General features: G+C 59.9%; 16 protein-coding genes. 7 read left to right on the forward strand and 9 right to left on the reverse strand.

What is annotated here, in order from left to right; genetic code table 11:
• The first annotated feature begins 53 nt into the window (after positions 1-53).
• Complete coding sequence (locus tag GOW09_RS12540; protein WP_171118768.1) at positions 54-890, forward strand: hypothetical protein; 837 nt, start codon at positions 54-56, stop codon at positions 888-890.
• 51 nt (positions 891-941) lie between these two features.
• On the opposite strand, the gene GOW09_RS12545 is transcribed toward GOW09_RS12540, so the two are convergent.
• The 3 genes from GOW09_RS12545 to GOW09_RS12555 all read right to left on the reverse strand — a co-directional run bounded on the left by GOW09_RS12545 (position 942) and on the right by GOW09_RS12555 (position 2,560).
• Positions 942-1,832 carry a PhzF family phenazine biosynthesis protein gene (locus GOW09_RS12545; RefSeq protein WP_171118770.1) on the reverse strand — a complete coding sequence of 297 codons (891 nt, stop codon included), beginning with the start codon at positions 1,830-1,832 and terminating at the stop codon, positions 942-944.
• An 84-nt stretch (positions 1,833-1,916) separates the two neighbouring features.
• Entirely contained in the window at positions 1,917-2,141 is a 225-nt protein-coding gene (locus tag GOW09_RS12550; protein WP_171118771.1) for a DUF1150 family protein, read from the reverse strand.
• Positions 2,142-2,146: 5 nt separating this feature from the next.
• Complete coding sequence (locus tag GOW09_RS12555) at positions 2,147-2,560, reverse strand: Hsp20 family protein (RefSeq protein ID WP_058275530.1); 414 nt, start codon at positions 2,558-2,560, stop codon at positions 2,147-2,149.
• 163 nt (positions 2,561-2,723) lie between these two features.
• Between GOW09_RS12555 and GOW09_RS12560 the strand changes: the two genes are divergently transcribed.
• From GOW09_RS12560 to GOW09_RS12575, 4 genes are all read left to right on the forward strand, one after another.
• Complete coding sequence (locus GOW09_RS12560) at positions 2,724-2,948, forward strand: YdcH family protein (protein ID WP_152458986.1); 225 nt, start codon at positions 2,724-2,726, stop codon at positions 2,946-2,948.
• Positions 2,949-3,024: 76 nt separating this feature from the next.
• Positions 3,025-3,510, forward strand: coding sequence for a 5-(carboxyamino)imidazole ribonucleotide mutase (purE, locus tag GOW09_RS12565; protein WP_152458987.1), 486 nt, complete (start codon positions 3,025-3,027; stop codon positions 3,508-3,510).
• Complete coding sequence (locus GOW09_RS12570) at positions 3,507-4,262, forward strand: NAD(P)-binding domain-containing protein (RefSeq protein WP_171118773.1); 756 nt, start codon at positions 3,507-3,509, stop codon at positions 4,260-4,262. Before purE ends, GOW09_RS12570 begins: the two co-directional genes overlap by 4 nt.
• Before the next feature lie 2 nt (positions 4,263-4,264).
• On the forward strand, positions 4,265-5,332 hold the full coding sequence (locus GOW09_RS12575; protein WP_171118775.1) for a 5-(carboxyamino)imidazole ribonucleotide synthase: 1,068 nt from the start codon (positions 4,265-4,267) through the stop codon (positions 5,330-5,332).
• Between the two features lie 48 nt (positions 5,333-5,380).
• Here GOW09_RS12575 and GOW09_RS12580 read toward each other — a convergent pair whose 3' ends face one another.
• The 6 genes from GOW09_RS12580 to GOW09_RS12605 form a co-directional block, all read right to left on the reverse strand.
• The gene (locus tag GOW09_RS12580) at positions 5,381-6,532 is read right to left on the reverse strand and encodes an alpha-D-ribose 1-methylphosphonate 5-triphosphate diphosphatase (protein ID WP_171118777.1); all 1,152 of its coding nucleotides are present in this window, start codon (positions 6,530-6,532) and stop codon (positions 5,381-5,383) included.
• A complete protein-coding gene (locus GOW09_RS12585; protein WP_171118780.1) occupies positions 6,529-7,302 on the reverse strand; it encodes an alpha/beta fold hydrolase in 774 nt (257 codons plus the stop codon). The genes GOW09_RS12580 and GOW09_RS12585 overlap by 4 nt, the downstream gene beginning before the upstream one ends.
• Positions 7,303-7,340: 38 nt before the next feature.
• Complete coding sequence (locus GOW09_RS12590) at positions 7,341-8,183, reverse strand: DMT family transporter (RefSeq protein ID WP_171118782.1); 843 nt, start codon at positions 8,181-8,183, stop codon at positions 7,341-7,343.
• Positions 8,184-8,427: 244 nt separating this feature from the next.
• A complete protein-coding gene (gene groL / locus GOW09_RS12595) occupies positions 8,428-10,071 on the reverse strand; it encodes a chaperonin GroEL (protein ID WP_152458993.1) in 1,644 nt (547 codons plus the stop codon).
• Positions 10,072-10,124: 53 nt separating this feature from the next.
• Positions 10,125-10,412 carry a co-chaperone GroES gene (gene groES / locus GOW09_RS12600; protein WP_152458994.1) on the reverse strand — a complete coding sequence of 96 codons (288 nt, stop codon included), beginning with the start codon at positions 10,410-10,412 and terminating at the stop codon, positions 10,125-10,127.
• Positions 10,413-10,564: 152 nt separating this feature from the next.
• Positions 10,565-11,239, reverse strand: a complete 675-nt coding sequence (locus tag GOW09_RS12605) for a DUF2161 domain-containing phosphodiesterase (RefSeq protein ID WP_171118784.1) — start codon at positions 11,237-11,239, stop codon at positions 10,565-10,567.
• A 110-nt stretch (positions 11,240-11,349) separates the two neighbouring features.
• Between GOW09_RS12605 and GOW09_RS12610 the strand changes: the two genes are divergently transcribed.
• Positions 11,350-12,330, forward strand: coding sequence for a TraB/GumN family protein (locus tag GOW09_RS12610; protein WP_171118786.1), 981 nt, complete (start codon positions 11,350-11,352; stop codon positions 12,328-12,330).
• Positions 12,331-12,440: 110 nt separating this feature from the next.
• The gene (locus tag GOW09_RS12615; RefSeq protein WP_171118788.1) at positions 12,441-13,361 is read left to right on the forward strand and encodes a manganese-dependent inorganic pyrophosphatase; all 921 of its coding nucleotides are present in this window, start codon (positions 12,441-12,443) and stop codon (positions 13,359-13,361) included.
• Positions 13,362-13,380 lie beyond the last annotated feature (19 nt).

A 13,380-nucleotide genomic window follows, 5' to 3' on the forward strand; every position in this document is an offset into this window, starting at 1 on the left:
ATTGCCGCTGGTCCTGATGGTTTTCAGGACCTCAAGGCGGGTGTGAAACTGAGATGACGAACAGGTCTCCGACCATTGCCAGTTTCTGGTTTGGATCCGATCTGAGTTGGTTGGAGCAACTCTGCCTTCAGTCCTTTCTGGATCATGGCCACCGCTTCGTCCTGTATGTCGCGCACGAGGTAAAAGGCATTCCGGCAGGCGTCGAAACCCGCCCTGCCAGCGACGTTTTCTGGCCCCCGCCTTTTGTGGTCAAGGCCGAAGACAGACAGGGCGTTGCCGTCTTCTCGGATATTTTCCGGCTGCACCTGATGCGGCAAGGCGAGATGATCTGGGTCGATCTGGATGCCTATTGCGTACGGGCGTTTGAATTTTCGACGGATTTCGTGTTCGGTCGCTCCAGGCGGGGTGACTTCCCAACTGGTGTGCTGCGCCTGCCCACAAGATCGGCGACCCTGGAACAGATGCTGGAATTTGTCATGTCGTCTAACCCGTCCCAACCCTGGCGTGGACGCAGATTGCAGCGCCACAATCGGGAACGAACCGCCAGAGGGGAACGCTGGGGCATCGAAGCCCTGCCCTGGGCCAGTTCGGGGCCCAAAGCCTTTGGCCATTTCCTGCGCCGGACGGCAGAGGACCGCCATGCCATGGCTGCTGAAACCTTTTATCCGCTGGCCCAGGAGGAATTGTGGAAGCTCCATGATCCGCGCATCGCGACGAACGAAATCGAAACCGAAGCCGTGCATTCGGTACACATCTACGGCCATCAGAAGAAACTGATGGCCAACCGGATGGCCGGGCTGCCGGTTTCAGGGTCATATCTGGACAGGTTGTGTAAACGACACGGGATCGAACCAAGTACGGCCCCGATTCTGCGGTTGGCCTGGATGTAGCCTGTGGCATCCGGCCAGGGTTTCGCGGGTCAGCCCTTGGTCGGCTCCCGCCTAGTTTATTGGCATTTCCGGCAGGTCGACCTGCCCGCGCATCAGGATATGCCCTTGACCAGAAACCTTGATGCCCGTCATCGCATCAGACGGGCCGACACGCGTGACGATTGCCTTCCCGGGGCGGCCCATATCGTGACCCTGCTGGGCGATGAAGCTTTCCTTTTGCATCAAGCCATGTTTCCACAAATAGGCGGCCATCGCACCGGTGGCAGACCCGGTAAACGGATCTTCGGGCGGGCTGGGCGGTGCCATGAGAAGGCGCGAAAACGTATCCCCCTCATCGGTTGCCCCTTGCAGCGTGACAAGAAACGGCTCGGCCATGTCCGAGCCGGTATACCCTGCAGTTTCAGCCACTTTGCGCAACGGGCCTTCAACCAGTTGAGCGGCCCGCAAGGCCGCATGATCCCGCAGGACGGTGATGCAGAACGGCAAGCCGGTCGAAACCATTTGAGGCGGAGAAATGATGGCTTCCGGTGGCAGGCTGACCGCTTCCGCCACCAGTTCCGCTGGGACGCGCGTACCGAATTGCGGTGCGACCTGAGTCATTTCGATCTGATCCCCCTGCAAACGGATCGACACCAGGCCGGCACCGGTTTCCAGCGTCAGCCCGTCGCCCGAGATCATGCCGCGGGATCGCATCGCCGCGACGGTGGCGATAGTCGGATGCCCCGCAAAGGGAATTTCGCGGCTGGCCAGAAAGTAGCGGACGCGGATGTCGGCCACGTCGGACGGCCCGGTAAAGGTGCATTCGACCAGAGAGGTTTCGCGCACATAGGCCGTGCAGACCTCTTGCGTCAGGCGCGCACCTTCATGGACGACGGCACATCCGTTGCCACCGAAGGCGCGATCACTGAAGGCGTCCACCCAGTCAAAGTCAAACCAGCCCATGATGCCACTCCTGCTTTAGCATTTGTGGCACGATCACTGCATAGGCAGAAAATGTCACGTCTTTTCAGCAGAGTTTCAGGCCGCCTAGTGAACGGCCACCGGAGACAGGTCATGTTCGCGCGCCAGCAAGAAGGCCAGCTTGCGGTCAGCGACCAGCGCCAGTTGCTGCCCGTCGGAATCGTGAACGGCGTAAAGCTGATCCAGATCGCCGGCCTGTTCACGAACTTCCCGAGGCAATTCAGATACTTCAACCGTTTTGACATAGACAATACGGTTGCCCTGGGCGTTGATTTCAATCGGTGTATTCATTGCTCTTACCCCTTCCGTATGTTGATCGTCTGAACCACGGTTTCCGGCACGGCGCGGGTCAGATCCACATGCAGCAGACCGTTTTCCATGATCGCCTCGCCAACTTCGACGCCATCGGCCAGCACGAACATGCGCTGGAACTGACGCGCCGCAATGCCGCGATGCAGGAAGATGCGCCCTTCGCTGTCGTCGCGCTGACGGCCCCGGATCACCAACTGGCGATCCTCGATCGTGATTGACAGATCCTCTTCGGCAAACCCGGCCACCGCAAGAGTGATGCGATAGGAAAAATCCGAGGTCTGTTCGATGTTATAGGGCGGGTATCCCTCATTTCCGGCCTTTGCAGACCGTTCCAGAAGGCGTTCCAACTGCTCGAACCCCAAAAGATGCGGGTATGAGCCAAGAGTAAGTTTCGACACGTATTTTCGTCCTTCTTTGTAAAAGCGACGTGGTGTGCGGCCCCGTTCTGGCAACCGCCTGCAATAGAATATGGGAAGAAACCAGGATGTCCACAAGGTCTGGCGCGATAACGTCTGACACACTATCTTGTTGGCCAAGCACCACAACCAACTCGAGTCGCCAATGAACGCGCCTACGGATCTTTCGATGAAAACAGATGAAGTATTGCGTGTTGAGCTTGAGGTATTCCGCCGACAGCACCGCGATCTGGATGAGGCGATTCAGGCATTGCATGACAAGGGAACGGCCGATCAACTGACCTTGCGGCGCCTGAAAAAAGAGAAACTGCGTCTGAAAGACATCATCCGCCTGATCGAAGACCGCCTGACGCCCGATATCATCGCCTGAACGCCCTGTACCGCATTGCCAGTCAACCGGATTTGGCTATAGTGCGCGCTCTTTCTGAGCGCGGGGACGTATGCGGATGAGCGATGTGAAAGTAGGGATCATCATGGGCAGCCAGTCGGACTGGCCCACGATGAAGGAAGCCGCGGATATTCTGGACGAACTGGGCGTCGCCTACGAAGCGCGCATCGTATCGGCCCACCGCACGCCGGACCGGCTGTGGGACTATGGCAAGACCGCCGTTTCGCGTGGGTTGCAGGTGATCATTGCAGGTGCGGGCGGGGCAGCGCACCTTCCGGGCATGATGGCGTCGAAAACGCGGGTGCCTGTGATTGGCGTCCCGGTGCAGACCCGAGCCTTGTCGGGCGTGGATTCGCTGTATTCCATCGTGCAGATGCCCAAGGGGTTTCCGGTGGCGACCATGGCGATCGGGTCCGCCGGCGGGGCCAATGCCGGCCTGATGGCGGCGGGCATTCTTGCATTGCAGGATGATGCTTTGGCCGAAAGGCTGGACAGCTGGCGTGACGCGTTGTCAGCCTCGATCCCCCAGGAACCGCAGGGATGAGCCGGATCGGATTTATCGGCACCGGCCATATCGCCGCGCCGATTGCGCGGCTGATGGCCGCCAAGGGGCACCAGATCAGCGTGACCGAGCGCAACGCCAAGGTTTCAGCCGCATTGAAGGCGGAACTGGGCGTAACCGTAGCTGCGCCTCAGGCCGTGATTGACACCTCGGACATCGTGTTCCTGTGCCTGCGCCCGCATATCGCGGCCGACGTTCTGGACCCGCTGACATTCCGCGCCGATCAGCAGATCGTGTCGGTCATGGCGGCGGTTTCGGCCGAGCATCTGGCCGCGCTTTGCGCCCCGGCGTCGGATTTCGTGCAGACCATCCCGCTGGGCTTTCTGGAAACCGGCGGCTGCCCGATGGCGGCTTTTGGCAATGATCGCCTGCTGGCGGATCTGTTTGAACCGGAAAACCCCGTGGTCAAGGTTGCGGATGAAGCCGCGCTGAACGCGCATTTCGCCATTTGTGCCATGGTTCCCGGCATTCTGGACCTGATGGCCACCGGTGCCGAATGGCTGGGTGACGCAACCGGTGATGCGCACGGGGCCGAGTTCTATACAACGCAGTTGATGGCGGGTTTTCTGGCCTCGATGGAAAAAGGCGCCGCCGGACGGTTGGCGCAGGAGCGTGACGCCCTGGCGACCGAGGGCACGCTGAGCCTGCAAATGACGGACGCTCTGAAAGACGGGGGCGCGCACGAGGCGCTGCGGTCCGCGCTTGGGGCAATTGGCAAACGTTTGGAGAGTTGAAGATGGCGGAAATGCTCGCCCAAGGTGCAGTGATCGGGATTCTGGGGGGCGGTCAGCTGGGTCGGATGCTGTCCGTGGCAGCCGCCAGGCTGGGTTTTGTCAGCCATATCTACGAACCGGGTGCGAACCCACCGGCGGGGCAGGTTGCGGATCGCGTCACCACTGCGGCCTATGACGATGCAGATGCGCTGAAAGCCTTTGCTGACGCGGTGGATGTCATCACCTATGAGTTCGAAAACATCCCGACCGAAGCGCTGGACATTCTGGAAGCGCACCGCCCGATCCGCCCCGGGCGCGAAGCATTGCGGGTCAGCCAGGACAGGTTGACCGAGAAGACGTTTCTGCAAGAGCTGGGCCTGAAGACGGCCCCGTTTGCGGATATCGCCGACCTGAACAGCCTGAATACGGCGATCGAACAGATTGGGACACCCGCCATCCTGAAAACCCGTCGCTTCGGCTATGACGGCAAAGGGCAGGCCCGGCTGCGCAAGCCTGAGGATGCCGAGGCCGCTCTGGCCGATATGGCCGGGGCACCAGCCATTCTGGAAGGGTTTGTGGAATTCTCGCACGAGGTGTCGATCATCGCGGCCCGTGGTCTGGACGGTCAGGTCGCCTGTTTCGATCCGGGTGAGAATGTGCACCGCGATGGCATCCTGCGCACCACCACCATCCCTGCCCGCCTGTCCCCGGCCCAGCGCACAGACGCAATCCTGCTGGCGGCGAACATCCTGAACGCTCTCGAATATGTTGGTGTGATGGGCGTTGAGCTGTTCGTGACGCCCGGTGGCCTGATCGTGAATGAAATCGCTCCGCGGGTTCACAATTCGGGGCACTGGACGCAGAACGGCTGTGCTGTCGATCAGTTCGAACAGCATATCCGCGCCGTGGCGGGGTGGCCTTTGGGGGACGGGCAACGCCACTCCGACGTCGTGATGGAGAACCTGATCGGCGGCGACATGGACCGTGTACCTGAGCTGGCCCGCGAGCGGGATGTGGCGCTGCATCTCTATGGCAAGGCCGAGGTAAAGGCCGGGCGCAAGATGGGGCATTTCAACCGCATCAAACGTTGAGGGTGTCGCGGCGAGAGTATTTTGGAAAAGATGAAGGTTTTGCGGGGCCTATCCCAGAAACCGAGCGGCGATGTCGCCTGACATGTAACTGACGCGCCCACCGGCCAGGGTGGCCGCAACGCGATGGGTGCCCGCGTCCAGGATGACCAGATCCGCGCGTTTTCCCGGCACGAGCGTGCCCCTGTCCTGCATATCCAGCACCCGCGCGGGGCCGGACGAGACCAGTGCCCAGGCACCGGCCAGATCCAGCAGACCGGTTTTGGCCAGCATCAACGCCGCGCGGCGCGGGCTGGGATAGTGATAATCCGAGGCCAACGCATCACAGAGCCCCATGGCGATCAGTTCGACGGCGCTTGCGTTCCCCTTGTGTGATCCGCCCCGCACAACGTTGGGAGAGCCGAGGATAACGTGATCCCCGGCGGAACGCGCGGCTTCGGCGGCTTCAAGCGTTTCGGGGAATTCGGCAATGCGCACACCCCGGTCGCGCCACCATGCCCTTGTCTCGGCGGTCGCGTCATCATGGCTGCCCAAACGCACCCCCATTGAGACAAGTTCGGCGCTGAGTACTTCGACGGCAGCGGGAACCTCGTTCCTGCGGACATGCATATTGAGCAGCATCTCAAAATGCGCATCCGGATTGCGTCCGGCCTTCAACGCCTGCCCGGTCAGGCGCGGTGGCTTTTTGCCCTGCGCCAAACGATCATGCGGCAGGTGATCATTGAACACCACATAAGGCACCTGCCATTCGGCGATGCGATGGGCCAGACCCTCGTAATCCTCCAGCATGTTGGTCTCGAACCGCAATTGCGGGATCAGATCTGTGACGGCGCTGTTCTTGACCGCAGCGATGGCCCTAAACACCTGCGCGGCAAACTCGGGGCCACGCACGCCACCTTCCCAGCTGTAGAACTGGGCCAGAACGGCGGTGGTGATGCCATTGGCGGCCAGTTCGGCTTCGGCTGCCAGAATGCCTTCGCTCATTTGCTTCATTGCGCCCCGGCGCGGGGCGATGTGGCGTTCGAACCCGTCCCCGTGCAGGTCGACGATACCGGGCAGGACAAGATAACCGGTCAGGTCAACCCTGCGCCCGGTCCGATCTTGCTGAATGACGCCCTCCGCTATCGAGAGATCGCAGCGCGACAGACCATCCCCCGGCAAAAGAACCTCTGCGCCGGTCAAAGTCAGATCCAGAGAGGTCATCGTGTGGGCTCCGAGTCAGGTTCCGAGCAATCCTGCCCGATGCAGATCTCGTCGATTATCTCCATCACGCCGTCCAGCCAGGTGATCTGCCGATCGAATTGGCCGAATTCGATGAAATGCAGCGCCTGTGCCATAACGCGCGGGTTGTTCATCATGAAGGTGTGGGTCACCGGCAGAACAAGATGATCCTTCATCCCTTCGACCTTGGTGGTTTCAACCGAAACCTTACCGTCATCCGGCCCGTCGATCAGCGATGAAAACAGCGGGTTGAGCGAATTCTCACCCGCGATCACCCCCAGCTCAAAATCCACCGGCGGCAGGCGGCGCGGAATGCCTTCAGGACCTGTGCCCAATTGCAGGCCCGCCGGGCCGTTCAGATACCCGAACACTTCCCATGCGCTCAGCTCATCGACCAACTGGCTGCCCTGATTGGGCGGGCCGAGCATGACGACACGACCCAGGTTTTCGGGCCGATGGTCCTTGAGCCAATAGCGCAACAGGATACCGCCCATGGAATGCGCAACGACATTGGCTTTGTCATCGCCACATGCCGCAAGCGCGTCCGGTATGGTTTGCCATGCCAGTTCCGGAATACCGATTTCGGTCGATGGATACCCGTGGCGCACAACGGTATAGTCATGCGCCTTGAACAGCTGCTCCATCACGGTGAACGAGGCCTCGGTGCGCGCGAGACCGTGCAGAAGGATCACGCATTTCGCACTGGCTGCGGCAGGAACGAGGCAGAAGAGCAAGGCAATCAAAAGTTTCATAACCGCCAGATAAAGCCTATCAGCCTTTGATAAAAGCCCTAGCCCCGGTGACGTCGCAGCACGGCCAGCGCGATACCGCCCAAAACAAGCGTGGCGCCGATGATCAGCCGCACTCCGGCAATCTCGCCCAGAAAGGCGACACCGCCGAGAATTGCGATCACTGGCACGCTGAGTTGAACGACAGCCGCCACGGACGGGGCCAGTTGAGGCAAAACACGGTACCACAAAGCATAACCAAGCCCGGATGTTACCGCGCCGGACAGGACGGCCAGCAGATACCCCGCCCCGCTCATCTGCCAGGCGCTACCGCCGGCAAGCATCGCCAGGGCAGTCACCGGCAAAGCGACGATGAAATTGGCGGCCGTTCCCTCCAGCGGGTTTGTTTCTGATCGACCCGCTATCGAGTAAAGGGCCCAACCAATACCGGCGGCGGCCATCAAAGCCGCGCCAGCCAAGTCGACTTGAACGGCGCCAGTCGGCCACAGCACATAGGCAAGACCTGCAAGCGCAACCCCTGCCCCCGCCACCTGCCGGGCGGTCGGAGTCGCGCCCGTCAATGCGCCGACAGAAAACATCGTAATTTGCACCACGCCGAACAGAATCAATGCACCCAAGCCTGCATCCAGCGTCAGGTAGGCGATTGAAAATCCGATCATGTAGAGCGTCAACGACCCCGCGCCAATGATCCGCCTTCGATTGCGCAGCGGAAGGCGCCCTCCGCGTGCCAGCACAAGAGCGGCCAGGACCACGGCCCCCGCCAAAACCCGAACGATGGCAAATCCGGTTGGATCGCTGGCTCCGCTGTCGATGGCCAGCCGGTTCAGAATGGAGTTCGCCGCAAAGGCACACATGGTCAGGGCGGTGAGCAAAAACAATCTCATGTCATCCGCATAGCCGTTCGGGCGGGATTTGCACACTCACTTTCGCGAAGGTTGTGGGAACAGACATCCGGCGCCGGACAAAGCAGCGTCTAAACACGCCTTGAAAACAGAACTGTCAACACAAAACGGGGCCGCCCGAAGGCGACCCCGTTCTCAAGCTCCAATGCTCCCCCCTCGGCAGCTTGGCGATACCGCCAAGCGCCTGTCGGGTCGCCAGAATTCGCCAGAGGCGAATTCGGCGTGCTTACATCATGCCGCCCATGCCGCCCATGTCGGGCATGCCACCGGCAGGTGCCGCGCCTTCCTTGGCCGGCTTGTCGGCAACCATTGCTTCGGTGGTGACCAGCAGGCCAGCAACCGATGCAGCGTCTTCCAGAGCAGTCCGAACCACTTTGGCCGGGTCAATCACACCGAACGAGAACATGTCGCCATATTCTTCGGTCTGCGCGTTGAAGCCAAATGCTGCGTCCGACGATTCACGGACCTTGCCGGCCACAACCGCGCCGTCGACACCTGCGTTCTCAGCGATCTGGCGCAGCGGCGCCTCGATTGCCTTGCGAACGATGTTGATACCTGCGTCCTGATCGGCGTTTGCACCTTTCAGAGCTTCCAGTGCTTTACCGGCCTGGACCAGAGCAACACCACCGCCCACAACAACGCCTTCCTGAACGGCAGCGCGTGTTGCGTTCAGAGCATCGTCAACACGGTCCTTACGCTCTTTCACTTCGACTTCGGTCATGCCGCCGACGCGGATAACGGCAACACCGCCAGCCAGTTTGGCAACGCGCTCTTGCAGCTTCTCGCGGTCGTAGTCGCTGGTGGTTTCTTCGATCTGGGTGCGGATCTGAGCAACACGTGCTTCGATCTCGGCTTTCTCGCCAGCACCGTCGACGATGGTGGTTTCGTCTTTGGTGATTTCGATTTTCTTGGCGGTGCCCAGCATGTCCATGGTGACGGACTCGAGCTTCATGCCCAGATCTTCGCTGATAACCTGACCGCCGGTCAGGATTGCGATGTCCTGCAACATGGCCTTACGGCGATCGCCGAAGCCTGGTGCTTTGACAGCAGCAATTTTCAGGCCGCCGCGCAGTTTGTTGACAACCAGAGTTGCCAGCGCTTCGCCTTCAACGTCTTCCGCGATGATCAGCAGCGGCTTCTGCGACTGGATCACTTGTTCCAGCAGCGGAACCATCGGCTGCAGCGACGAGAGTTTCTTCTCGTGCAGCAGGATCATGCAGTCGTCGAGCTCTGCAATCATCTTGTCTGCGTTGGTGACGAAGTAAGGCGACAGGTAGCCGCGGTCGAACTGCATACCTTCGACAACGTCGGTCTCGGTTTCCAGACCTTTGTTTTCTTCGACGGTGATGACACCTTCGTTGCCAACCTTCTGCATCGCGTCTGCGATCTGCTGACCGATTTCGGCTTCGCCGTTGGCCGAGATGGTGCCAACCTGAGCAACTTCTGCCGAGTCTTTGACTTCGCGCGAGGCTTCTTTGATGCCTTCAACAACCTTGGCGGTTGCCAGGTCGATGCCGCGCTTCAGGTCCATTGGGTTCAGGCCAGCTGCAACCTGCTTCAGGCCTTCTTTTACGATCGCCTGTGCCAGAACGGTTGCGGTGGTGGTGCCGTCGCCGGCTTCGTCATTGGTGCGGCTGGCGACTTCTTTCACCATCTGCGCGCCCATGTTTTCGAACTTGTCTTCCAGTTCGATTTCCTTGGCAACCGAAACACCGTCCTTGGTGATGCGCGGTGCGCCGAAAGATTTGTCCAGAACCACGTTGCGGCCTTTGGGGCCCAGGGTCACTTTAACCGCGTCGGCCAGGATGTTCACACCCTTCAGCATACGGTTGCGGGCATCGGTGTCGAATTTGACGTCCTTTGCAGCCATGTCGTTTCTCCTTGAGAAATAAGTTTGAAATGAAGATCAGAGAAAGCGCGCGCTTACTCGATGATCCCCATGATGTCGCTTTCTTTCATCATCAGCAGCTCTTCGCCGTTGACGTTGACCTCGGTGCCCGACCATTTGCCGAACAGGATCTTGTCACCAGCTTTGACAGCCATTGCGATCAGTTCGCCGCTGTCCTTGCGCGCACCTTCGCCGGTTGCGACGACTTCGCCTTCGCTCGGCTTTTCTTTTGCGCTGTCAGGGATGATCAGGCCGCCTGCGGTTTTCTCTTCGCTCTCTACGCGGCGAACCAGCACACGGTCATGAAGCGGTTTCAATGCCATCTTTGTAGCTCCTTGGGCTCAAAGTTTATCTATCCTCCCCCCGCCTTCCGACGAGGCGTTAGCACTCGAGGTGTGTGAGTGATAACGACGCATAGCTAGGGAGTCTAAAAGTCCGAGTCAACAATTTGTGAGAGATTTTTTTGCAAAATGGATCAGTCAGCCTGTTCCCAGCTATAGGCCCAATGCTTCAACCCTTCTGCGCCCTCAGACGTAAGCCCATAGATGCCTTTTTCAACCTTCTCGAACCACCCGTAGTGGTTTTCCCGCATAAGCCGGGTGGCGACCGGGACCGCGACCGATCTGGCGACGTCCGCCCCCTTGGACGGGCCATTCTCGGCCAGATAGGCCGCACATTTCAGCGCATCCTGCCGATACGCCGTCACGATACCATGGCGCGTCGCGCCCCCGGCGTTCGGGTCGCCTTGCAGCCGGTCGAATTCGCGCAGCAACCGTGCGGCCCTGGCTTTGTTCTTACGGGGCGCGTAGGGGCCGGGATCGCACTGAACCTCGACCGTGCCATCAGCCCGCACGGTGATCAGGCCCAGGCCGAGCCTACGACACAGTGCCAGATTATCCTTGAGCGCCCGCCGGGCCGTTCGGCCCGTGGGTTTGCAGACGGCAACATAGACCAGATCGGTGAGTTTCAGCCGGGTGATCGCCTGATGAAACAGGGACAGCGTGAACCGCAGTTTCAGTTCGACAATCACCGGCGCATCCCCATCGCGCACCGCAACGATGTCGGCTGCGCCGACTTCACCCTTGACGGTGTATCCCTGACGCTCCAGCAGCGCCTTGACCGGGGGATAGAGATCCTGCTCGCGGTTCATGCCGCCATGCTACGCAGATTGCCGGAGAATACCAGACGGGCGGCTTGAACATCGGCAGGTGGCGTGGCTAAGTCTGGGTTCAACTTCTTGACACCATTTAGGCTGGCCCCATGCGTTTGCTCACTTTTCTTGCGTTCCTTCTGTTTCCGATCTCGGCTCAGGCCGCGTGCGAGGGGGTGGACCTGCGGCCACAACTGCCTGAGGAAACCCGGTCCAAATTGCAAAGTGCAGTGGCCCAGATCGCTTATCCTGAAGGCAATCACTGGATTGCACGCAAGGGCGACACGGTTTTGCACATCATCGGCACTTTGCACAGTTACGATCCGCGCATGGAAGACGTGATTGACCGCCTGTCGCCCGAACTCAGCAAAGCGGACGCCTTTTATTTCGAAGTCACTCAGCACGACATGGACGCCTTCGAAAAGACCATGGCCAACGACCTGAGTGCGGTAATGATTACCTCGGGCCCTACGTTGATCGATCTGATGGCAGAAGACGACTGGGATGCGCTGTCCGCAGCCCTGGCCCAGCGCGGCATCCCCGGCTGGATGGCTGCGAAGATGCGTCCGTGGTTCCTGACCATGATGCTGAGCATTCCGCCCTGCATGATCGAGGACCCGAATTCAACTTACGGAATGGACGCCCGCCTGAACGATCTGGCCGTTGAAAAAGGTATCCCGCAGCACTCGCTGGAACGAATCGAAGACCTGATGGCCATGTTCGACAGTTATCCGCTCGAGAAACAGGTCGAGTCGCTTGTGCGCCTGTCCGGGGCGATGCAGGGCAATGCGGACCAGTTGGCCACCATGGCCAACGCGTATCTGGAAGAAAAGCACGCCGAGATCATACAGCTTGCCCGCCTACAGGGGCTTGAGCAGTCGGGCTTGAGCCCCGAAGCCTTTGATGCGGAATGGCAAAATTTCGAGCAGCAGTTGCTGGTGCAGCGAAATGCCAACTGGATGGCGCAGATTCTGGACATCAGGGATCAGACAGTTGTAATTGCGGTCGGCGCGGGGCACCTGAGCGATGACTACGGCCTGCTGAACCAGCTGGAACAGGCTGGATACGTTCTGACACGCGCCAAATTCTGAACGGACCCAGCGGTTTTCAGACCAAGCGTCGCAGACAGTGCTCAGCGGCGTGACAACGGCTTTTAGCCGCCCTATAAGGCGCGCAAATTTCCATTCCGCAGGACACTGACATGAAGACGCTAGTATTTGGCCACAAATCCCCCGACACAGATTCCACAGGTTCGCCGATCCTGTGGTCGTGGTACCTGAACGAGGTCAAGGGTGAGCAGACCGAACCCGTGCTGCTGGGTGAACCCAACACCGAAGCAACATTCATGCTGGAAAACTGGGACCTGCCCAAGCCGCGGATCCTTGAGGACCTGCCCGCGGAAACTCCGGTGGTTATCGTCGACACCAACAACCCCGCCGAACTGCCGGCCAACATCAACGACGCGGACATCCGCGCCATCATCGACCATCACAAGCTGGTCGGTGGCCTGGAAACCAAAGGCCCGATCGACATCACCGTGCGCCCCCTGGCCTGCACCGCCACCATCATGGTTGATCTGATGGGTGAAGATGCGGCCAAGATGCCCGACGCCATCAAGGGCGCCGCGCTTACCTGCATTCTGTCGGATACTCTGGAATTCCGCTCTCCGACCACCACAGCGCATGACCGCGAGGTTGCAGAACGTCTGGCGGCCGAGCTCGAGCTGGACATTTCGGCATATGCGGCAGACATGTTCGCGGCGAAATCGGATGTCTCGTCCTTTTCGGACGCCGAGTTGATCCGCATGGACAGTAAAGAATACGAGGTCGACGGCACCAAATTCCGGGTCTCGGTTCTGGAAACCACCGCCCCCGGCGTCGTTCTGGACCGCAAGGCCAGCCTGGTGGACTCGATGGTGGACGTTGCCAAGGAAGACGGCGTCGATCAGGTGCTACTGTTCGTGGTTGATATCCTGAACGAAGAGGCCACGCTGCTGGTCCCCAATGATCTGGTCAAAACCGTGGCCGAGAAGAGCTTTGGCGCAACCGTGGACGGGGACGCCGTCGTTCTGCCCGGTATCATGAGCCGCAAAAAGCAGATCATTCCGAACCTGAAGGTCTGATCCTCAAGCGACCCAAATC

Source organism: Ruegeria sp. HKCCA5463 (genome assembly GCF_013034175.1).
Lineage (GTDB): Bacteria > Pseudomonadota > Alphaproteobacteria > Rhodobacterales > Rhodobacteraceae > Ruegeria.